This window comes from Yersinia sp. 2466 StPb PI (assembly GCF_041538325.1).
Taxonomy (GTDB): domain Bacteria; phylum Pseudomonadota; class Gammaproteobacteria; order Enterobacterales; family Enterobacteriaceae; genus Yersinia; species Yersinia enterocolitica_E.
In genome coordinates this window covers 101,587-122,918 of sequence record NZ_JAULSL010000002.1, presented here as the reverse complement: position 1 = coordinate 122,918, position 21,332 = coordinate 101,587, and the positions used below count along the sequence as shown (strand labels likewise).

Below are 21,332 nucleotides of genomic sequence, written 5' to 3'. Positions count from 1 at the left end.
AATTCCTGTATTACGAATGCGGATAAATACGAAGAGGATTTAAAAAACTTGGATGGTGTCTACTTGTTAGTGAGTAATGCTTATTGATAACAAGGGGATTGGAATAAAAAATTCATCATACTTTCCAGTAAACAATAAAATCACTGGGCAGGTGCACACCAGATATAACCTGCTGTATATGTTGCATAGAACCCACCAACACCGACGGCAACATAATTGGCTGGACATCTGCCGCCATCACCAACGTATTGATTCATGACGTTATTGAAATCAATGCCACCACCAGATTTCTTCCATACTCCCCCGATACAGAATAACGGTGCGCCCGTATTATCCCGGCTTTGGCGTCCAATCTGAGGGCAACCCACTCCGGCTACACTAACTTGGTCAAGCTGCAGTGTCCCACCTGCGTTTAACAAGTTATCAGCCTGAACGGTCCCCGCTTTCACTTGGCCGGCAGTATAAATACCTTTGTTATTGACGCTGCGCACCCAATCATTATCTGACATATAAAAACCACCCTGGTAGGTTTCATTTAACCAACCTTTGTTGTTGCGGGTTACGATCCATCCCTCGTTACTGCGAATATCTTTATTGGCGGTTACTCCTTGGCTGGCCGTAACCGATTCTGAGAAGTTACCGTTTTTGGCCGTTAGGTTTCCTGAATACTGACCATTAGCCGCCGAAACATCACCAGAGAAAAGGCCATTTTGTGCATTCAGATTGCGGGTGTTGTTAATGTCGTTACTGCCCATATCGATAGCTGTATGCATTTTGTTTAGGTCCGGGCGACCATTGACTTCAAAGCGATACAGACGATCACCTGCTTCACTGTCACTACCAAGTGAGTCGGAAGACAACATGACAGCAAGGCGACCCACTTGACCCGAGAGACCATAGTCGGGGAGATTAACAGTCCAACTGCCATTGGCGCCAATCGCTTGATTAGCAGGCCAAATATAACCACCTAGGCCACTGATGTTTTGAGAAATATACCTAAGTCCATTAGGCTGAATTTCCTTGCCTGCAGAGGTCAGGACGAACGCCATCAAGTTGCTCTTACCGTCTTGCGTGACTGCTACCAGATATGACTGGCCATCATCGGTAGTTAGACTGAATCCAGGCGGAAGGTATTTTGCGTCTTGTAACTGTTTACCTGTAATAACAACATTTTTTGCGGTTTTGAGTTGTGTCGTCAGAGTGTCTTTATTGTCCTTGATATAGCGATTGGCTGACGCACTGACGGCAGACAGCATGGTGGCACTGATGTCCCAGGCCCGTTCCTGGTTGTACTCTATAACCCGTGGGATACTGTAGGCCATTATCACCGAGAGCAGAGTGATAACCATGCCTGCTTCGGCAATGGTTAACCCACGGTTAACGGGGGGATGTGAGATAGATTTTTTTTTACTCAACATAGATATTTCCCTCTGTTGCCAGAATGGGGTGAATAAGATGAATCAGTATGACGGCTGGGAGCAGCCAGGGTGCCAGTGGGTGCGGAGATTTTCGTCCAAACAAGCTGACGGTTATTAACAAGTAGAGTACCAATGCTCCAGACAACCAAGGGAGGGGTAGCCAGGCACATAGACCGGCAAGCAGATGAACATCCCCCAATCCCAAAGCATCAGGTTGTTTGCGGGCCAAAATTCGGTATACCAGGTTCAGAAGCAGAAATGCAGCCAGACTGGTAAAGGCAGCAGTGTAAGGCGATAACGCGGCGCCAGGAAGTAAGGTGAGCAAAAGCCCAACAAACCAGAAACTGTTAGTGAAACACAGTGGTAGCCAGCGTTCTTGCGCGTCTAGCCCAATAAGGTTCAAGCTAAATATCAGCAGGACAAATGACTGTAGCAAGTGTGACGGTGAAAGCGTAAATACGCTATTGAGTAGCAGAACCAATAGCGCACAACTCCAGGTAATCCATTGGAGAAGGCGAATGATTTGACGCGAATAAATAGGTCGGTCGTAGTCGAGGAGAAACAGATTACCCTGTCGTAAAACTGGACCATGGCTACGAAATGTGAATTCTAGTGCTAGGCCAGAAAATAACAGCAACACCAAAAGAGTCGAGCTCATGAAGCCCCCCCACCAAGGCGCATGTATTCCTTATAAATATTCTTCGAATACCACATTCTGCGCGGCTCTCTGTCGGGAGAAAAACCGGCATTGTATGAACCTAAGCATGACCAGTTGCTACCACAGGTTTGCAGATGCTGGGCTAATATCCAGGCTCCAATTTGAACGTTGAGACAGGGATTGGTCAGTAAATCTTGTTCGCTTTTGATAATACCCAGACGTTTAAGTCTGGGTAATTGTTGGGTGTTAATCTGCATCAAGCCATAATCACGGCTGGATATTTTGCCCGCTGTGCGGTTGATACCGATAGCATTGGGATTCAGCGAGCTCTCCCAAACCGCAATAGCCCGCAGGAGTTGTGCGTTAATGTGATATCGAGCGCCAGCTTCATCAAAACACCAGGCATGCACCGGTGTGGTAAGGCATAGCATCACACTGCCAAATAGTGCGATAAGGGAAAGTCGCATAAAACCTCCTTAGCTTTGGCTGATGAAGATCAGGGTATTGTTACCGGTTGATCCCGAGTCAGCCGTACATTGCTGCACAGCTTTTGCAGACGTTAATGGACCCGATGTTGATGTTCCGTTCACCTTTGTTGTCACCACGTTTGCTCCAGAACTCAACGTGGTGGCGATAACGGTACACGCATCTTGTGGAATAGCGGCCGTTGTTAGCGAGAATCCAGATTTCTGGCCACCAGAAGAGGCTACTGGCGTAAGAGATACATCACCACCATAGGTATTGGTCAAACCGGCTGAGCCAGAAGATGCTGTGCCAACGAGGGTTAGGCCTGCAGGGGCTCCGCTAGCCATGACGATATACGTGCCGGTCATATCGGCTGAGCCGTTATAGGGATACTGCCCCGCGTTTTTTAACAATCGAGGTGTTTTAGCCATCATATCGTTATAAGCGTTAAGCTCTTTGGATGTGTCACTGGTTGAGAATGCACCTTTAGATGCGGCATAAACTGCAGCCATGACGACACCCGCGATAACCATCCACATGATTATTTCTGTCAGGGTTGTTCCTTTATTAATAGTGTCGTGCGGTTTTTTCACTGTGGTAAACGGACGTGAAATTTTCATAACAGTTTCCTTTCTATAGGGGTTAGTGGAGAGTTTTGACGAGCGCGTTGATTTCTACGCTCGCCAATATTTGCAGAACGATATAACTGGCGTTGAACAACAGAATTACGAAGTTGACGACAGCGCAAGTTTTAGTGATTTTGCTAAGACTTTCTGCCTGCCAGAAGGAAGCAAATGATTTGATAAGGTCCTGTGCATCATTCCCCCCACTTAGAATCGACAGATGTACTGCGGCATCACGTGAGGGGAAGTTAAAACCGGTTGACAGCAGCGCTTGACCAAAATTCACCCCTTTACTGAGCTTGCGCCGCGTAGCATCAAGGCGCTCAAATAACCAGGGCGATGCGTACACACACAGAAGATGAAGTGCCTGTTCCATACGAATAGATGGGTGCATTAGGGCTGCGTAATTAAGAAGGAATGTCGCACCCTCAGTCTCTTTATACACACTCCATGGAAATAGCCGGTCAAGAACACGATTACGAACCTTTCCGGTCAAATTCGGCATGGTCCATAGAATGGATATGATGGTTAGTGCAATTGCAGACAGTAGTAGGAACATGTTGGAGACAAAGAACTCGGTAATACCGACGAATAGTGCGAGTTTCCCGGTTAATGCCTCACGTGGGATGATGGCCAGAACAGTGGGTATATATTTGTCGTTAAGAAAGTGCATCGCAACCAGAGTACCTATACATAAAAATACCGGATATATCTGGCTACTGATGACCTTACTTTTTAGCTTTCCGATCGTATCGATATTTTGAATAGTACGTTTCAGCGCATTACTCAAATCACCTGTTAACCTGGCTGACATAATGATGGTGCTTTCATTATGTGGAACCCAGGGTGACAGTCCTTTGTCCAGTGTTTGCCCTGTGGTCAATGCAGAATGTATATCACTGAGGCAGTACATCAGAGAACTCCGCTCTTTTCCTTTTTGCCTGGCGGCGTATTGAAGTTTGGTAATGGCTTCTTTAAGTGAGGATTTGTTGTCGAGCAAGAAGGCCAGTTGTTCGTAAAGATGTCGTCGTTCACTCATAAAGAAAGTTTTTCGAGCGACCCAAATATCGAGCCGAGAAAACCAAGCTGGAGGACGAATTTCAGTACTCGGCAGGCTTTTTAGGCGAGCTTTTATCCATGAAATCATGTGTGGGCTCCTAACAGTTCAGAAAGGTATTACGTTGTGGAATATGAGGAAACTAATTGGTCAGGCAGAAAGGGGAGCGGTGTCCAGGGCTAACAAGGTGTCCTCATCCAGCGGATTGATACGGTCTCCCTCGAGGGGGTCAACCTCTCCACGATTAAGATATTGTTGAAGATGCATGCCGCGCGTGGTGCCTCCCATCTTGTTAACCCAGTAGTTTCGAGCTACAAGCTTGCCTTCATGTCGGTAGTGGTGCATGAACTGAGCATCAGGCCGAATAACCTCAACAATAACTCGGCGTCCCACCGTACCGAAGTGACAGTTATTGCAACCATGGTGATTACGAAAGCGGATTTTTTCTTTGTCACAATAGGTCGCAATCAACTGTAATTCATCAGCATCAAGGCTATCTTTCACTTGTTCATAAGTCTGTTTGCATTTAGGGCACAGTAAAGGCACCAGGCGTTGTGCAATCAGGCCGACAATCAGTTGGGGATCAGTGATAAGCGCAAGCGGCACGTCCAATGTATCAACCATACGGCTGATAATGCTCGGCGCGTCATTGGCATGCAGTGTTGCCATCAGAAGGTGCCCAGTTTCGGCTCCAGAAATCGCAGTTTTAACAGAGTCTTTGTCACGCATTTCCCCTACTATCAATGCATCAGGGTCAAGACGTAAGCTGGCCGCAATAGTTCGGGTCCAGGCTTGTTTGACTGCTATAGGATCACTTTTGTCGGCGAAAATAGGGATCTGGATGCCAGGTAGTTTGCCCTCCGGGGGGTCTTCGATTGCCAGTAAGCGTTTAAGGCCATAAGTAAACACGGTATACATCTCAGCAAGAGTACGCAGTGTGGTACTTTTCCCCGAACCCGTCGGGCCCGAAAGGATGATAAAGCCATATGGACTGCGGAGCATACGCCGTATCAGCGTGATCTGTTCGGGATTGAAGCCGAGAATTTCCAGCGAGGGAATATCGTCTCTTTCATCCTTGATCAGTCGGACAACAGCATAAACACCATTCTCAGTAGGAATATGCGCATAGCGAGCGGCATATAAATTAGCTTTGTGCAAATACTTGTTTTCAATGCGGGCATCCTGGATCTCGTTCTCCATGAACTCCCTGGCGCCTGTATCCGTCATGGAGTTAACCATGCAACGTAGCAGAGTCATCCCCTCATCAGTCTTTTTATTGGCCACGACTGACAAATCGCCATAGATACGCTGATAGATGGTGGTACCGTCTGTATTGACCAAAAAATGCATATCAGACGCTCCCGCGGCGGCTGCTTGGGCAAATAGGTCAATGACTTCCGGTTGTAGGTTTTCTGCAGTTTCTACATGGACGCGGTTTTTTTGGCGGTGCTGGGCTATTTCATCAAAGCGAACTATCTCAGTGATCAGACCGGGGATCTTGGCCAGCGCTCGTTGCAGCTCACTTTGAACCGCAGGCATTTTGCAATGGTCGGCAGACACATAGCAAACTGGGGGGGAACCCATTTCCCAGAACATATATTCGTTAGCCAGTGCATTGAATTCAAAAACTGGAGGGGAATTAGTGAGTGTCATGTTATTCACCAAAAGTCAGGGTATGACGCTGGCCCTGCGTATCTTTTACTTCGACGGTACTGGCAGAAATATCCGTCACGAGTAAATCGCGGCCGGGGATCTTACTGCCCGTGCGGACAATGATAGATAAACCCGTATCAAGCATCAGGCGAGCCGATAACGACCGTCCTTGTCCACTGATTTCAAGGATACGGGGAGGGCCAGACTTTGTTTGCTGGGGCATACTGATTGAGGGATTAGGCAATCCGGGAGGTAAGTTTGTACCCGACAAAACCATCTGCCCTGATGATGTGTCGCTGTACTGGCTCTTGGCCTTTTGCAGTGAAGCCCGTGCATTGGCCAATTGGGCTTGTGCTTCGGTCAATAACGTCTGCGTATTGAGTTTTTCCAATTCGTTCAAGGTACCAGACGGTAAGGGAACGGCTGTGTTTTCTTCCGGGGGTATTTGCTGTGTTGGAATTTCGGTATCTGCATGTGCCGTTACGGCCAGAGCAAATAGCAGAGGAAAAATAAAAAGTACACGGTTATGGATTGGCATAAAGAGTTCCTTCGAGTGTGTAGCTTAGGCGAACACCCTCACGTACTGTGCGAATACGGGCTATGCGTAACCCTGGCATCGGTAATGAATCGATATAGATGTCAGGCGATATCGGGAGGATTAACGTAAAACGGACCTCGCGCCAAGGTAGAGTGATGTTCTCTCCGTCGATTAATCGCGTATTCGGTTGGGGGTCGAGCTGCAACTGTGCATTTTGCCGTTGGGCAAATGTGGTCAGTATTAGCATGGCTTCTGTCAGACCGATTAGTTTTTGCTGTCCTGAACCAGCTAACACAGATATGGGCAACGTGACTGTCGCTTGATCTGCCCCTCCAGGAATATTGAAATCAACCTGGTGTTTGCCAAACAACTCTTGTGCCCGTCGTCTAAAATCAGCAACGCTGGCGTTACCGGTCCGACGATAGATAAGAGCGATATCGCTCTGGCGGGTGTAGGTTTTACTTTCCAGCATCCACCCGGCGACGGACAGAGGAATTAGATATTCACCATTACCCTGAATAATGGCCGGAGCATCTGGCAGAGAAGGCCAGGGGGGTAATACGGTTTTTTGTGCCTGAATGTTTTCTTTGAGTTGCAGTTTCGCAATCTGCAATGCTTTATCTTCTTTCCACCCTTGATAGATATGTGTTCCTACGATGACACCTACCATGGCTAGCGCAATCAGTGAATAGCGTTGCACTGGACGACGCAGGGACATCGAAGGGATGTTGTAGAGTTTGTTAACACTGGACGAGAGGGTGAAATCAATCAGAGGCGTTGGGTCAGCCTCCCTATCCTCAAAAAAACCCACAGGTGCAATAACATGCCATTTATGGGTGCTCTTATTCATAGACAAGAAAAAAGTGACTGCGGCTAGCATACTTTCTTTGTTGCCCACCTTGTCACTCAGAACGGAGAGTTGACCTTTACAGTTGGCCACAAACCAATAGACATCACTTTGTAGTTCAAACACGGCGTAGCAATCATCACTGAGTTGATGAGCTACAGCCAGGGCGGCACTGATAGGCGCTTTCTTTTCACTTTTTGGCACTTGTACCCAACACGCCAATAGCTCGCTCTCAGAAAAAGATGTAGCTAGAAAGTGTGTTGCACCCTCTTGGGTGGCTCTGCGCCGTAACTCGGACTTACTCTGTGTGGGCGCTATTTCCCACCTTAATGCAGCCAGCCAGTTCTGGTCAGGGGGAAGAGGGAGGCGGGTGGCACCGTTTAATATGTGTAACGAATCGTCCATTTATTTATCCCACAATGTTAGCTGTCACCAGAATGAGTAACATATTGCGACTTTTCTCCGCGTTTCCGCCGCCACCTAATCCCCAGAATGAGGTTGATCCAACGCCCTGTTTGGATGCCGTGTTGTTGCCCTGATCAAAGGCAGTCAGCAGCATGGTATTGCCAGAACGGAGAATAACGCGGTAAGTGGAGGTTTTAAGGTGTGTTCGGGAAAGCTCTGATTGCGCATCACCTTGTTTGACGGTGCGGAACGTCGGATCATCTGAGATGCTTATAGAAAATTGCAGTTGCATCTGGTCGCTTTCCGGCATCATGTAAGGCATGGCCACCATATTAAAACCCGTGGTAATGGTGGCTCGCTGAATATCAGTAGAACTGCCTACATTGGCCGTCTGAGATGTCGTAATTCCAGCGACAAAGTCTTGCTGTAATGCCATTTGTAAAGGTACTGGTGACATATTCGTGGTCATGGCAGAGGCTTGAGTCACGATACTGGTGTTGGTTTTTTCAGACAGTGCTTTAATAAATGCCGCAGACCCTTTTCCTTTTCCATCCAGTAGGGTAACCCCACCACTCATCGCATTCTCGGCCGCATTCGCAAATGAACCTGTTAGCATGCCTTTGACGCTGCCGCTGTTAAAGACGCCTGTCAAATCGAACCCCAGGTTTTCCTGATTACGGGCTTCGACACTGTAAACCTGAACATTAAAGACCACTTGCCGGTTAAGCTGTTTATTACGGTCAGCGATATAACGACCCACAGCTTCAAGTACTTGAGGTGTATCGCTTACCGTTAACATTCCAGCAGAAAGATTCATACGACCCACTTTAGGCGTCAGCATAGCGGTTACAGTGGTTTTGATATCGTCATATAAACTGGTTTTTATCTTCGTTTCGGTCGATTGCGATGTGTTGTTATCGCCGGCAATACCGCCTGAAGAAGTGGTCCCTCCTGAACTGCCGTTGCTGGTTGTTGTACCGCTGACTGTCGTGGAAGAAAAGACCGTCATGTTATCCATAAAATTGACAGGAAACGTGCGTGTATCAATGTAAAAAATAGTTATTTTACCCTGCTCATAACGCCACGATAGCCCAAGGCGGGTTGTGATGTTATCCAGGAAGCCATCTAGCCCACCTTGCCAGAACACACCATGCAAAGTGTTACTGGCCGTAGTCACCGGTGTAGTAGAAGGGCCTGACATTGAACCTAATTGTGCCAACGGGATCATGCCCGTAGTCGGATCAGGCGGGGGAATAGAACCGCTCATTGCCTGAGTCGTTGTTCCCCCTGAGCTACTGACCCCTTGGGCATCCGGTGTGATAAATAACGGAATTCGGCAGGTTGTAGAAATGAAGGCACCAATCTCTGCAAGGCTAACGTCACCGGCACGACTAAATGTTGGTGCGCACGAAGGGAGTTGGCTTTTTTCGCTGCCTTTTCCGGTGATGGGGGTTGTATTAATCCATTGCGATGTCAGTTCTTGAACGACCTTGCCCTTTCGCATGTCCTCAATCTTGCCAGTAACGATTTTCTGAGTATTTTCAGTATCACTGATCTGAGTATTAATGCGGTCCAGACTTGGGCAACCCGTCAGTAACAGGCAGGCAAAAATAGGGGCAAGTTTTACCCTTGGTTGTAGCAACATGTGTTCTCCATTAATTGATGTAGACGATTGACCCATCTGGAATTGATGTGGGAGCCATGAGTCCTGTGCTGAGTCCCGTGTGATCAAACAGCTGCCGGTTGTAGACTCGACCTACAAGCGATGAACTCAGTGATGCATTGATTAATGCATTCATGAGTCCAGGATAGTCAGGTTGATAAACCCATGTTTTTCCTTGGGTTCGGAGGTTATTGACAGGGCCGAGAGGGAATGCTGGTTTTGCGATATCAACCACGCCATCGTTCTGTGGGTGAGTGTAGAGCGTGTCGTTTATCTGGTTGATATAACTTACCGTTGCCACAGCTTGTGCCTGCGCCTCGGTGGTTTGAGTAGACAACGCATTCATTTCAGTGTGCCGGGGCGGGACGAGCGTCAATGTCAACAGACCGACCATAAACACCATCATCCAGTGCGTCATTTTGGCACCTCGTCACTGACGGTCACCTGACACTGCTGACTCCGAGTTCCTGCATACAGCGGCACCGAAGCATTCAGATAAAGGCTAAAAGCACCGTTCAGTGCATCCATAAATGTTCCATGGAACACCAGCGGAGCATCGATACGGTAATTCACGGAAGTTAACCACTCCACGGTCCAGTGTTTAACGTTTGGAAGTGAACATTTCGCTTCGGCAGACCATGTCAAAATTGAGTCTTTGAGGGTGCTACCCGGCGCCATAATCCAGACACGCTGTGCTTCTTTCTCACCTGGCGTGGATATTTTTGCAGAAAGTACTGTTTGGGTTTTCTTCTCTGGAACAGATTTTCCAGTGAATGGATTGCTTTTATTGACTACTTCGGTTTTAAGGGATGGTGCGGTAGTTGTTGTGATCGCGGAGGCTTTGGGTACAAGTGGGACTGTCGTGGATAACGTAGAAACAGAAATCCTTCGATTTGGCCAGTCGATTGATGCTTTTAGTTTTTCCTGCGTAAGCAAACTATTCAGTACATACGGCCACTGATCATTACCGCGCCACTCTAGTGGTCGCCGCACATCGGGCATAATACCTGGGCCATAACTTTGTTGCCAACCTACTGGCGCTATTCGTGTAACTGCCTGCCTCAGTGTCTGAGCTTGACCCGCGCCCGCCAGCGCAGGAGTACCCGGTCGTCCATCAGTAAAACTAACAGCGTGTAATCCAGCAATCTTCTGGCCCGCCAGCATAGATGATTGTGATTTATTGGCCGCATTTAATACCGGTTTATTTGCTTTTTGTGGCACAACCGGCAACGGATTCTTAGGTTTTAATCGGACATTGCTGACTAACGCCAGTTCAGCCTGAGCTTGCTGAATAAGAGGGCGCTGTTCTTGTATCAGCGTGGTAACAAATTGTTGTGCCGGAGTTGCAGGGGGCTTGTGATTCGTCAGGGCACAGCCGCTCAACACCATCGGCGCTAATGCCATGGGGATGAGCATTTTCATTGGCGTTTATTCCTGGAGCCGCGTGTTCGACGGGGTTCGTTGGCTATATCGAGGACTTTCTGAGCCAGTTCAGCGCTGTCGATTTGGTAAGCCAGGTCCAGAATGGCGTAAAGGACATGGCGACAAGCAATGGGCCGGTCGAGTCTTCCGGTCAAGTTTACGGCCTGTTCTGTCAGCATTTGGTCATGCTGAACACCCAGGGAATATGTTTTGCGTAGAGACATTCAAGTCACCTCGGTTACGCGGTGGCGTATGCAGGAAAAAAAGACCACCCGACATTACGGGTGGTCAAGAGGTCAGTGGAGACTGAGGGTGCTACTGGGGGTAGGAATGCCGGCGTGGCCTACAAGAGTTCAAATGGGAAATATATTGTGGGAGATAATCTTTACCGGTGTCGTGTGTTTTGTTACCCGGACTACGAACATCATTTTCTAAGGTAAAAGCTTGTAGAACAAAATCATCAGATTGCCATTCAATGACAGGGGGAACATCTTGGACTTGCTTTGACATCTATCCTCCGATTAAGCAGAGAAATACTGAAATCAAATACAACAAACTCATTAGTAGCTAGCGGATTGCCTCGATAAAAGCGAAGAAGAGTGCGCTGCGGACTTCGCCATCCTTTTCATCAACCAACGACTGGATCTGCTGGCGTTGCACGTTATTGAGTGGAATCTGATTCTTATCCCACTGACGTTTTCCGGGATGAATGCTGGCAAATGCCTGCACACAAACCGGCAACCGCATCACACTGTCCACGACTGTTTCGCGGATAGGCGCGATTTCGCCTGCAAAACGTACCAGATGGCTGATGCCTGGGGAGGTTTCGATTTTAGATGAGTGATGAATTTCGGGATCGAAACAAATAAAGATATAACCAGGAAATAACTGCTCAATGACTTGTCGGTTTTGGCCCGGACGGTCGGCCCGAGGACGATAAGTGCGCATTATTGGACTAAAAGCCATGACATTAATGCGCTCCAGGGTCATCTGGGCTTTGAAGACGTTATCTTTTCCTGCTTTATGGCAAGCGAGATACCAGCGTTCCATGATGTTCCCCGGTGATGAGCGGAAGAATAATGAAAAAGCGCAATGAAGTGAGTAAGCTCCGCCAAAATCGAACCCAGTGGGTTCAACTGACAAAGACGAGCGATAGTGAAAACGTGCATCGCGGTTCTCCTAACTGCGCTTTAGCCTGGACTGTACCCGACAACCAAGGGCAGAGAGGTGCCGGTAGGAAGCTACCAGGCACAGTCCAGGCTAAAGCAAATGTACGGGTTTTTCGCGGGTGAAAGTTGGCGGACTTGCAAACCGTTTGAACCTGTACTTAAGTATGGTGTTGAATGGTATTTTCAATCTAATCTGTTGTAAATTACTTTTTAACGATCATATATCCTGATATGAATGTATCAAACAGTGATAAATAACTAGTTACCCCTATTTTTTGATTAAAAGATCTGGGAAAGATCCTTTTTACAGATCAATTGATCTTTAAAACTAAATAATCAGAATATTTGACTTTCATAGTTACTTCACTGACCGGTTAAACATTGATCGATTACGGGCTAAAAAATTGAGTAATCGGAATGTTCTTGTTTTCTTTCCAGGCTAACTATGTTTGAGGAATGGTTTTTTTTGCGGATTTTGTTGGTTGTGTTACTGGGGGGGATACAAAATAATCGTGCGGTGAGATAGGATACGTAAATGGTGGCATTCGACACAAAAAGAGATCACCAGAGATCCAATTGTTGCAAGCCGGCCAAAATCCGGTAGTATTTACGCATGTTTTTGCTGGGGTTTCTTAGCAGAATAAGTATCTGAACAGGTACAAATGGATGAGAAAGAGCGATGTTTTTTTATGTCGCTCTGTTGCAGGATGGGGCATATCCTTAAATGTCTGGGGTATAAGGTTCCAGAACAACGGGCCTTAAATGCAAAAACCCCCCGAAATCTGGTTTCAACTTGGAGGAAGAGACAGATATCAGGGGGTCACAAAGCAGGCGCTGGCCTGTGAGAGATTATAACTCATGCAATTTAGAAAACAATACCCATCCGCCATCTGTGTAGGATGGGGTGAATAGTCAAAGCCAACAGGCAATTCAGGTACATCCTGATCCTCTAAAACGTACACGGCGAGGCGAATCAAACGCTTTGCGACGTGGACAATCTAAAGTTCATCGGCGTTATACACCCCAGTTGTGTTGCCCTGTGCCTCGAGGCATGGCGGCTAAAGTTGTTGCGCGTATGCAAAGCCATAATTGGCACCGCAATCATGATCTCATTGAACTGCGGCGGGAAGGTTATGTGCCTTACACCAAGCGTAATGACCCTTACTTTACGCCAAAGGCAATGCGTATCTCGGCACGTTCTGAAAGTTGTGAAGCACTGACAGCGTTGTCAATGGCACTGGCTGCAAATTGCGATTACAACCCTGACAGTGATTACCCGTTCGAAATAATGGCCCCGTTTGAGCAAATTGCGGCCTCGATGGGGATGTTGCATGTTTATGATAATGGTCGCAAAGCTTACGACAGTCCTTTGCATGCGTTATCCGTGCAGGAACAGCTGGGCTATGTGATAGCGCTTCACGGTAAAGATACTGACAGTGGCCAGAACAAGCCGCTGCGACTGTGGCTGACCGAGAAATTCTTCATTTCCCGAGGCATTGCTGTTGAAGAGATCCGTCATTGGCTTGGCCAGTTCAAAACGTGGGCGATAAAAAACGGATTGACTGAAAGTTTGCGTAAGAAATATGAACGGCACCTGTTGCGTGTTGAGCGTATTGGTATTGACCTGAAAGACAAACCTGCACTGCGTAATCGCTTGAAACAAATCAAACGTTGGGTTGTTAGTCCTGACCTGGCAAAAGAAAAACAAGAAAAAGTGGCTCTTTTAGAAGGACGACTGTCTGAAATAGACAGTGATAATACCCAGCGCCTCGATCTTATTTTGGACCAGACACAGCAAAATATACGCAGTCTGGCCAAAGCGAAACATAAACGGCAAAACCCGTATTATCAGGCGTATGTTAAATGGTCAACAAGTGGGGCTGTCATGACGCATGAAGTCGTGATGCAAGAACAAGCGTTGCAGAAAGAACAGCCTGGCCTCAAACACAGTGACCCTGAAACCTATTACCGCCTGTTGCTTGAGCGTGCAGGCATAGTCTAGCCCCCATATTCACACATCCCGAACTTTACCGTGCCTGGCGCGGTTTTTGGGTTGGCAGAACGCTTGAAGTAGAGCGTTATTTTACTATTCCCCGACTCTTCATTTAGCATTATTTTCCCGAATTTATGACTGAGAGTGACGCAATTCAGACAATGCTGAATAGTTGTACTATTAACTTCGAATGGATGTACTTAATTTCGTAACTTGTCTGATAAATATCATTAATTTCGAACGTTATTACTGAACAAAAGAAGCCTCTAAATAGAGGAGTACTTTTCGAGCGGCTAAAGCCAGCTCTCTAAAGTAGCTCCCCTCGCTTCGCTCAGGGCAAATTACGCATTGCCAATACTGAATAAAAAACAGAAGTAAGTAGCTCCCGGCTAAAGCCGGGCAAAAGGACTTCGCATAACCATCCGTTATTAACTAGGATTAATCCTACCCATCAGTTTCAGTCGCTAGTTCTTTCTTTTGTCTCCGACCGTTAGACTAATTCATTGCTGTAAGCCGAGTTAAACGGCTCTCGCACAGCTCAAGCCTCAAAAAGATAGGTCTAGCAGGATGGGGGAGGTAACGGGATTATGAAAGCCTGGAACCGCTACGCGGGTCACCGGCGACCCTTACCAATAGCGTTTATCTTTTACATTGTTGTCGCCTGCATACGGCATAGCCGTATTGATCAGTATTCGATCAATCATGAACGATGGATCGGGTTTAACACTGGTTTTACAGGCAGGCAAAGTGCTATTCCAAAAAAAATGACGTAGGATTATGGGTTTAGCCATGAATTCAGATTGCCAGGTTTCTATGTCCACGTTGTTTATTGATTTACTAATCAAACCGCGTAAAAGATTTACGATAAAAACCCGCACGCATGATGCATTCGTACAATGCCTGGTTGCATACGTGCAATTACACTATGCGAGAGAGCCTGGTTGGTCATTGTACAAATATGGTACAAGCTGGGGATGTTTATGCCAGGTAGTTACACGGCCCTTTCTTAGCTGGCTTGAAAAGTTTAGAGATAACCCACGTATTAATGAAATCCTAGATACTTTTTTACCTCATATTCCAGAAAATGGAAATGAGCTCGATCCTCCAATAGCGGTATACATCCCGCTTTACTGGTTCTGTATAACAATACCTCCTGTTCGTGATCAAATACGGGACATGTGGCTGGGTAAGACTACTCATACTGTTTTGACTGCCTCACCGCCGCGCATTACAGTGCCATCCCTAAGGCCTTCCGATTACTATCTACTGTATGAGGGACGGGCTGTAGCTCAGGATTTACAGCAACATTTCCAGCGGTGCTTAAATGAGAATATCCCTTTTATTGGGGTGTGGCATTATCGACCTAAACAACATACTTATGCGCACAGGTATGACATTCTCTTCTCCTGGGAGCCTTTTATAAAAAGCCATCCCCATATATTTGATAATCCAAAGTACCCTGGTATTGATAAGGTTATCCTGCGGCGTATCACACAAATCCTCAAAGATAACAAGCCATACGATGGTTTTGAAAAAGCACAGATACAGAGCCAGTTAACTAAAGGGCAGCTCAATATTCTCAAATTGAATTTTACGGCAGCGGAACAGCTGACACTAGATCTGGTAAAGCTAACGCTGCAGCTGATTGAGGAAATGGAACAAAAGTTAGAAACTGCCGAGGCTTTGGGAACAAAACTGGGGGTATTGGAATAATTAACTAGGGCGCTATTATCTAAGCGCCCTGGGTATCTTTTTAACTATTTCTACGCTGATTTAGAAGTTCAATTGAGGATTCCATTTCTGCGTATAATCTCTCCAAATCACTTCCTTTATGTACATTAGTACACCAGTGAGACAATATTGAATATGCAGCATTTGGATCATTAATCTGCTCGTTTTTTCTTCTCAGTTTATAAAATAGAACAAGACACACAAAAATTAATGTAATAAATAAAAAGACCAGAGTTATTATAGTCGCTATGTGCACAAAAACCTCAGTTGAGTATAATTAGTAATTATGAAAGAACGCTACAATTACAAATCTATCTACTTTTTATAATTGTCATCGTCGTTAAAAACAAATATTCATCCTTAATGATGATTAAGGATGAGATGTTATAGAACATAACCTATTTGGGAGTTTCAATGAGTTACGCATAATAATCCTTGCTTGTTTGTACTATAGTTATCGGCCTGAATATATAAATCTTTATACCTTATTTAAAATTAATTCTACCTGTATTTAAATTATATATTACTTACATGAAAAATAATACTTTTGAGTATGTTATACTTAATGTCTTATGATTGTTACTGATGATGATAATGAGTCGATATATTCTTGATGGAATAACTTCAAATGGATGTAGGATAGAAATTCTGTTAGGTTGGGATAAAGTTCTAGATTATTTTTTCCTTGTAATAGAACCAGACCGCGACCCACCCCTTTACTCTAACTTGGATGAAAATGATTTTGCATCCCTATCTCTTGAATATTTTCAATCAGTTCTAGATAGATTTGGAGTTACGAATGTTAGTTTGAATCTTGGGCATAGAGATAAACTTTATGAGAAATTAATGAAAGAAAGTTGCCGTACAGATTAACTAACAGGTTAAACCTAGTCAGTTACGGGGTTTGAGGTCCAATGGGGTGAAAACCTACGTTAAGTATATTTTGTATGCTAATCAAACAATACTTTTATTGGAGGCCAGTATGGATACAGTTAAACTTTTTATAAGTGCCGTTCTAAACCCGTCATCCTTCAATGATTGGTAGTCGATGAGCAGCATCATAGATATGATTGTGACGGGCTTTGCCTTTTTGTTTCGTGAGGTTTCTATATTCTCCATTGTCGTTGCCGCTGTTATCATTGTTGCCTTTGTTGTTACTCTCATTGCTCAGAAAATTAAATCTTTCTGGGCACTCAGGTAATTCTGCCCATTGCTGGCATTTCGTCACCTAAATATACCAGTGAGTTAGGTGACTAAATATCTTGCTTACAATCCCAAAACTTAAGTTTCTGTTAAAATTATCTAAGGAGAGCATGAAAAAGTGTGGGGCACACCATGATATTGGCCACATCATAGCAAGCTAGATTTGTATTAAAAGCAGAATGTGGGTGAGAACAACATGACTATTCCATCAACGTGTTACGTTATTGCCCTAAACTTTTTCATGCTCTCCGTTACTTTATATAAAAAAGGGAATAGCCTCTGAAAAATACAAATGATTAGGGGGGCCAGGTCACGACTGGCTATAAGAGCATAAGCCGGAACCTTCGATATTTACGGGCCGTAGTCTTGAGGTCTATTAGTTAAGTTCACTGTTATATCTACCGCGGCCATAGCTGTACAAGGGGTCAGTTTGGATATCGAAAATTATTGTACGTTAAGGTTATTTTTTGACCTTTCTACTTTAGCTGGCCTCAGCCGACGAAACTTACCGGAAGCCGGTATCCGGTTGCTTTTCCAGATATAATCGCCTGTAAGATTGATGTGTTCCCAGCCTAGCGGGGACAAATGCGACAGCAGTTGCTCGGTGATCTTCATCCCTTTACGCTTCAGGGCATCGACCGCTCTTTCCATATAGACGGTATTCCACAGCGAGATAGCTGCCGTCAGCAGCGTCAGTCCGCTGGCGCGGTAGCTCTGATTTTCCGGTTTACGATCCCTGATTTCACCCAGACGGTGCAGGAATACCGCGCGCGCCAGCGCGTTACGGGCTTCTCCTTTATTCAGTCCCGCCTGGACCCGCCGACGAAGTGCCGGATCGCGGAACCAGTCGAGCATAAACAGCGTTCGTTCAATACGGCCAATTTCCCTCAGTGCTTTGGCAAGTCCGTTTTGCTTGGGGTAGCTGGCAAGCTTTTTCAGCATCAGGGATGCCGTCACGGTTCCCTGCTTTATCGAGGTTGCCAGGCGCAGCACTTCACGCCAGTGAATTTCGATCTCTTTCAGATTCAGGCTGGTTGTTGATATCAGTGACTGAAGCGCCGGGAACTGGTCTGCCTTCCCTTTGATAAACAGCTTCTTGTCGTGGAGATCCCTGATTCGTGGACAGAACGCAAAGCCCAGCAGATGCATCAGGGCAAAGACATGATCGGTGAAACCAGCTGTATCGGTGTAATGCTCCCTGATTTCCAGGTCGCTTTCGTGATACAGCAAGCCATCGAGAACATGGGTTGAATCCCTGACCCGGCTGATTATGCAGGTGTAAAACGGGCTGTATTGATCCGAAATATGGGTATAAAACTGACGTCCAGGCTCTTGACCATATTTCGGGTTAACCTGCCCTGCGTAGCGGCCTGAGCTGCCTGTTCTGAAATTCTGTCCATCTGATGATGACGTTGTTCCGTCTCCCCAGAATGCCGCCAGTGGTCTTTTTCCCTGCGCATTTACCAGCTCAGCAAGAGCGGCTGAATAGGTTTCGTCGCGGATGTACCATGCCTGAATATCTTCCAGTGATGATTTGGTGCTCCCGGGGCAGGCTTCTGCCATTTTAGTCAGGCCAAGATTGATGCCATCTGCAAGAATGGTGGTGAGGAGCAGGCGGGTATCGGGGCGGATAATGTCATTTTTTATATGCGAAAAATGACGGGTAAACGTCGTCCAGCTGTTTACCTCGTCGAGAATTTCCGTGATTTTAGGTCGCGGTAGCATGCTGTAAACCAGTTCTGCCAGCGGTGAAACCTGCGCCGGAACGCAGTTATCCAGCGGAGAGACTTTTACGCCCTTGTCGGATATTTCCACATCGGGCAGTTCACCAAGGGCAGCCATAGCATTGACCTCTTCAAGTCTGGACTGAAGCAGAGTCATACGGCTGGCAATGTACTCATGATAATCAGCAGATACGGGCAGTGGCAGCGCCGGTGTGAGTTTGTCAAAGTCCTTTTCGGGAATGAGGTAATCATCAAAATTTTTGTAGCGGCGTGAGCCTTTAACCCAGATGTCCCCGGAGCGCAACGCTCCCTTAAGCTCGCTGAGCGCACAAAATTCATAGTACTGCCGGTCAATACCCGCAGGTGTAATCACCACCTTGCGCCAGCTTTCAGGGACAAACTCAAGCGGCGCAGTCGCCGGAACTTTACGTGACTGCTTCCGGTACATATCCTTGATCACAACCAGGGCATCAGCCAGAGGTTGCGCTGCCGGGGTGGCGACTAACTGTAAAGCGGACAACATGCGCGGGGCATATTTCCGTAATGTGCTGTATTTCTCAGTAATAATATGCAGCGGGTCAAAATTATTTTTTCTGGCGAGATGGCGTGTTTCCTCCAGACTGGCGACAAATTCAGGCCACGGGAGTATGTTTTCTATTGCGAGCCATGGATCGCCACCGGAGTCGCGGGCATCAGACAGCGCCTGACCAACATCGATGTACTGCCTCAGTTTGGACTGGATCAGCTTTCCGGTCTGCTGAAGGCGCTCAGCCTGTGTTCTTTTGGCTTTGCTGAAAAGGCTGTTCAGCATTCGCTCATGCAGCTCAATCACTTCGTCTGTCAGTGTGGCTCTGGCCTCTTCCAGCACGCAAACCAGGATCGCATGACGGCGGGCTGCTGAAAATCGGGTCAAATCCCGGCTACTCATCTTTCGGCCTTCCCGTGCCAGTTTCAGCAACCGGTTCTGGTGAATGGTACGATCTATACCTTCAGGTAATGCCAGCGATTCAATGCTACTGAGCCGATCAAGATGTTGCAGCACGTTCTTACCGTTGATTTTCCCCGGCGGTTGCAGAAGCCATGTCAGCCTGGAAGGCTGATTATCTGATGACTCAAGTAAACGATCCAGGGCATCCCTGTGCGCCGGAGTTAACGGGGCATTCAGAGTCTGAAATACGATTTTATCTCCGCCAGCCATGGCCTCCGCACAGGTACGCTCCACGACATCAATCGTGGGGATTATCACGTTGTTCTGCCGGAGCCAGACCAGTAACTCTTCGGCCAGGAGAATACCTTTATCGGTGCGCGTCGCCATCGACAACAGGTGTGTAATACAGTCCTGCTGTATTTTGCCGGTGAACGCCTTTACGCCAAGATAGCGGTACAGTTCGGTTAAATGCTCACGCCGGGTCGTATCCCTGCCGGAAAGGTAAGCAGGCCAGAGATCCCCGGTAAGCTTTAGCCTGCTGGCGATATGCTTCAGCAGCGCATCAGAGGGTGGGATTTTTTTATCCGGGGCAAAGCCGACATTTTTCAGGTAGCAAAGAAGGACGGCAAAACCAAAACGGTTGGCGGGTTTACGGTGAGCACTGATAAGCGCCAGATCATGCTCACTGAAATACGCCATTCGGGTCAGCGTTAACTCATCTTCTGGCAATGCCAGTAATGATTCTCTTTCCGACAGAGAAAGAATCTGCCTCCTTGCCATATAGTTTCCCTCATAAATTATTCGGTTCGGTATTTTTAACAAAAATGCTTATCGCATAAGGGTACACCCTGACGCCATACTCAAAACGTGACGACACACGATGAATGACATAACCTATATGCGATAGATTAAATGCAATAACCTAAATGCGATAACGTGGTGGAAAAGTGTTCATCAGAGCTTATTTAAGGGCATCGACGGAAGATCAGTTCGCCGATCGGGCAAAAGAGATGCTGGAGCAGTTTGTTCAGGAGCGGGGACATAAAATAGCCAGTTACTACCGGGAGAACATAAGCGGTACAAAACTCGACCGCCCGGAGCTGGGACGCTTACTGATGGACAGTCACCGCAATGATATTTTACTGGTCGAGCAAATTGACCGCCTGACCCGTCTGAGTAACAGTGACTGGATGACGCTGAAAAAGCAGATAGAACAACACGAACTGCGGATTGTCAGCCTGGATGTACCCACCTCATGGCAGGCGCTGTCAGATAAAGACCCTTCGCAGGCTGATCCAATCACCCGTGCCGTGATAACCGCCATCAATAATATGCTTATCGACCTGATGGCCGCGATGTCGCATAAGGACTGGCTGAGCCGCCGCCAGCGCCAGAAGCAGGGAATTGAACGGGCACATACACTGGGGAAATACCGGGGTAAACAAGCCGATCAGGAGCGGCATCAGAAAGTCCTGTACTACCGACAGGTAAAGAAACTGAGTATCCAGGAAACGGCTGATGCTACGGGCTACAGTGCATCACAGGTTTGCCGGATACAAGCGCTTCATAAAAATAATGAATCAACCTGAAAAGCTGAAATAACAGTGTTTATTTGCAGCCATGGCGTAATAGTTAGCGCCCTGTGACTAGCAGCGTGACGCATCATCTATGTAAGTAAAGTCCGCTGCGTGCCAACAGCAGACCTTTTTGAATAGCCCAGAACGATAGTACCCGTCGGTCTGGAGACTTCTCAGCCTGATTTGTTGTCATTGTCATACCGCACGAATTACTTATTCATCACTCTATAACTGACGAAAAGTTTGCTATATGCTTTT

Annotated in this window: 18 protein-coding genes; 5 read left to right on the top strand and 13 right to left on the bottom strand. The window is 46.8% G+C overall.

From position 1 onward, the window contains the following. Positions 1–140: 140 nt before the first annotated feature. The 12 genes from pilV to Q2T72_RS22575 form a co-directional block, all read right to left on the bottom strand. Positions 141–1,418 carry a shufflon system plasmid conjugative transfer pilus tip adhesin PilV gene (pilV, locus tag Q2T72_RS22630; protein ID WP_050074352.1) on the bottom strand — a complete coding sequence of 426 codons (1,278 nt, stop codon included), beginning with the start codon at positions 1,416–1,418 and terminating at the stop codon, positions 141–143. Then, positions 1,408–2,076: a prepilin peptidase gene (locus Q2T72_RS22625; protein ID WP_050074353.1), complete on the bottom strand. Its 669-nt coding sequence runs from the start codon at positions 2,074–2,076 to the stop codon at positions 1,408–1,410. The genes pilV and Q2T72_RS22625 overlap by 11 nt, the downstream gene beginning before the upstream one ends. Then, positions 2,073–2,543 (bottom strand): lytic transglycosylase domain-containing protein, encoded by a 471-nt coding sequence (locus Q2T72_RS22620; protein WP_050074355.1) that lies wholly within the window; start codon positions 2,541–2,543, stop codon positions 2,073–2,075. Before Q2T72_RS22620 ends, Q2T72_RS22625 begins: the two co-directional genes overlap by 4 nt. Positions 2,544–2,552: 9 nt before the next feature. Further along, positions 2,553–3,161: a type 4 pilus major pilin gene (locus Q2T72_RS22615; protein WP_050074356.1), complete on the bottom strand. Its 609-nt coding sequence runs from the start codon at positions 3,159–3,161 to the stop codon at positions 2,553–2,555. A gap of 22 nt (positions 3,162–3,183) precedes the next feature. Then, a complete protein-coding gene (locus tag Q2T72_RS22610) occupies positions 3,184–4,311 on the bottom strand; it encodes a type II secretion system F family protein (RefSeq protein WP_050074358.1) in 1,128 nt (375 codons plus the stop codon). A gap of 60 nt (positions 4,312–4,371) precedes the next feature. After that, positions 4,372–5,874, bottom strand: a complete 1,503-nt coding sequence (locus Q2T72_RS22605) for a GspE/PulE family protein (RefSeq protein ID WP_050074360.1) — start codon at positions 5,872–5,874, stop codon at positions 4,372–4,374. A 1-nt stretch (position 5,875) separates the two neighbouring features. Then, a complete protein-coding gene (pilP, locus tag Q2T72_RS22600) occupies positions 5,876–6,412 on the bottom strand; it encodes a type IV pilus biogenesis protein PilP (RefSeq protein ID WP_050074361.1) in 537 nt (178 codons plus the stop codon). Further along, on the bottom strand, positions 6,399–7,664 hold the full coding sequence (gene pilO2, locus Q2T72_RS22595; RefSeq protein WP_050074363.1) for a type 4b pilus protein PilO2: 1,266 nt from the start codon (positions 7,662–7,664) through the stop codon (positions 6,399–6,401). The genes pilP and pilO2 overlap by 14 nt, the downstream gene beginning before the upstream one ends. 4 nt (positions 7,665–7,668) lie before the next feature. Beyond that, positions 7,669–9,309 carry a PilN family type IVB pilus formation outer membrane protein gene (locus Q2T72_RS22590; protein WP_050074365.1) on the bottom strand — a complete coding sequence of 547 codons (1,641 nt, stop codon included), beginning with the start codon at positions 9,307–9,309 and terminating at the stop codon, positions 7,669–7,671. A 10-nt stretch (positions 9,310–9,319) separates the two neighbouring features. Further along, complete coding sequence (gene pilM / locus Q2T72_RS22585) at positions 9,320–9,745, bottom strand: type IV pilus biogenesis protein PilM (protein ID WP_372569990.1); 426 nt, start codon at positions 9,743–9,745, stop codon at positions 9,320–9,322. Further along, complete coding sequence (locus Q2T72_RS22580) at positions 9,742–10,749, bottom strand: TcpQ domain-containing protein (RefSeq protein ID WP_050074368.1); 1,008 nt, start codon at positions 10,747–10,749, stop codon at positions 9,742–9,744. The genes pilM and Q2T72_RS22580 overlap by 4 nt, the downstream gene beginning before the upstream one ends. Before the next feature lie 567 nt (positions 10,750–11,316). Continuing rightward, entirely contained in the window at positions 11,317–11,799 is a 483-nt protein-coding gene (locus Q2T72_RS22575) for a transcription termination/antitermination NusG family protein (protein WP_050074372.1), read from the bottom strand. A 1,194-nt stretch (positions 11,800–12,993) separates the two neighbouring features. On the opposite strand from Q2T72_RS22575, the gene Q2T72_RS22570 reads away from it, so the two are divergent. The 4 genes from Q2T72_RS22570 (at position 12,994) to Q2T72_RS22555 (ending at position 16,843) form a co-directional block, all read left to right on the top strand. Further along, the gene (locus Q2T72_RS22570) at positions 12,994–13,920 is read left to right on the top strand and encodes a Replication protein (RefSeq protein WP_329956817.1); all 927 of its coding nucleotides are present in this window, start codon (positions 12,994–12,996) and stop codon (positions 13,918–13,920) included. A gap of 780 nt (positions 13,921–14,700) precedes the next feature. Next, positions 14,701–15,624, top strand: a complete 924-nt coding sequence (locus Q2T72_RS22565) for a hypothetical protein (RefSeq protein ID WP_050074375.1) — start codon at positions 14,701–14,703, stop codon at positions 15,622–15,624. Between the two features lie 612 nt (positions 15,625–16,236). After that, complete coding sequence (locus Q2T72_RS22560; RefSeq protein ID WP_372569989.1) at positions 16,237–16,515, top strand: hypothetical protein; 279 nt, start codon at positions 16,237–16,239, stop codon at positions 16,513–16,515. Between the two features lie 175 nt (positions 16,516–16,690). Then, positions 16,691–16,843 carry a hypothetical protein gene (locus Q2T72_RS22555; protein ID WP_179210579.1) on the top strand — a complete coding sequence of 51 codons (153 nt, stop codon included), beginning with the start codon at positions 16,691–16,693 and terminating at the stop codon, positions 16,841–16,843. A gap of 446 nt (positions 16,844–17,289) precedes the next feature. Here the strand turns inward: Q2T72_RS22555 and Q2T72_RS22550 are convergent, their stop codons facing one another. Beyond that, positions 17,290–20,277 (bottom strand): Tn3 family transposase, encoded by a 2,988-nt coding sequence (locus Q2T72_RS22550; protein ID WP_372569988.1) that lies wholly within the window; start codon positions 20,275–20,277, stop codon positions 17,290–17,292. Between the two features lie 167 nt (positions 20,278–20,444). On the opposite strand from Q2T72_RS22550, the gene Q2T72_RS22545 reads away from it, so the two are divergent. After that, on the top strand, positions 20,445–21,086 hold the full coding sequence (locus Q2T72_RS22545; RefSeq protein WP_099064839.1) for a recombinase family protein: 642 nt from the start codon (positions 20,445–20,447) through the stop codon (positions 21,084–21,086). Positions 21,087–21,332 lie beyond the last annotated feature (246 nt).

Coding starts and splice junctions, on each gene's coding strand:
- pilV (WP_050074352.1), bottom strand. CDS start 1,418: ATGTTGAGTAAAAAAAAATCTATCTCACATCCCCCCGTTAACCGTGGG.
- Q2T72_RS22625 (WP_050074353.1), bottom strand. CDS start 2,076: ATGAGCTCGACTCTTTTGGTGTTGCTGTTATTTTCTGGCCTAGCACTA.
- Q2T72_RS22620 (WP_050074355.1), bottom strand. CDS start 2,543: ATGCGACTTTCCCTTATCGCACTATTTGGCAGTGTGATGCTATGCCTT.
- Q2T72_RS22615 (WP_050074356.1), bottom strand. CDS start 3,161: ATGAAAATTTCACGTCCGTTTACCACAGTGAAAAAACCGCACGACACT.
- Q2T72_RS22610 (WP_050074358.1), bottom strand. CDS start 4,311: ATGATTTCATGGATAAAAGCTCGCCTAAAAAGCCTGCCGAGTACTGAA.
- Q2T72_RS22605 (WP_050074360.1), bottom strand. CDS start 5,874: ATGACACTCACTAATTCCCCTCCAGTTTTTGAATTCAATGCACTGGCT.
- pilP (WP_050074361.1), bottom strand. CDS start 6,412: ATGCCAATCCATAACCGTGTACTTTTTATTTTTCCTCTGCTATTTGCT.
- pilO2 (WP_050074363.1), bottom strand. CDS start 7,664: ATGGACGATTCGTTACACATATTAAACGGTGCCACCCGCCTCCCTCTT.
- Q2T72_RS22590 (WP_050074365.1), bottom strand. CDS start 9,309: ATGTTGCTACAACCAAGGGTAAAACTTGCCCCTATTTTTGCCTGCCTG.
- pilM (WP_372569990.1), bottom strand. CDS start 9,745: ATGACGCACTGGATGATGGTGTTTATGGTCGGTCTGTTGACATTGACG.
- Q2T72_RS22580 (WP_050074368.1), bottom strand. CDS start 10,749: ATGAAAATGCTCATCCCCATGGCATTAGCGCCGATGGTGTTGAGCGGC.
- Q2T72_RS22575 (WP_050074372.1), bottom strand. CDS start 11,799: ATGGAACGCTGGTATCTCGCTTGCCATAAAGCAGGAAAAGATAACGTC.
- Q2T72_RS22570 (WP_329956817.1), top strand. CDS start 12,994: ATGCAAAGCCATAATTGGCACCGCAATCATGATCTCATTGAACTGCGG.
- Q2T72_RS22565 (WP_050074375.1), top strand. CDS start 14,701: ATGAATTCAGATTGCCAGGTTTCTATGTCCACGTTGTTTATTGATTTA.
- Q2T72_RS22560 (WP_372569989.1), top strand. CDS start 16,237: ATGAGTCGATATATTCTTGATGGAATAACTTCAAATGGATGTAGGATA.
- Q2T72_RS22555 (WP_179210579.1), top strand. CDS start 16,691: ATGAGCAGCATCATAGATATGATTGTGACGGGCTTTGCCTTTTTGTTT.
- Q2T72_RS22550 (WP_372569988.1), bottom strand. CDS start 20,277: ATGGCAAGGAGGCAGATTCTTTCTCTGTCGGAAAGAGAATCATTACTG.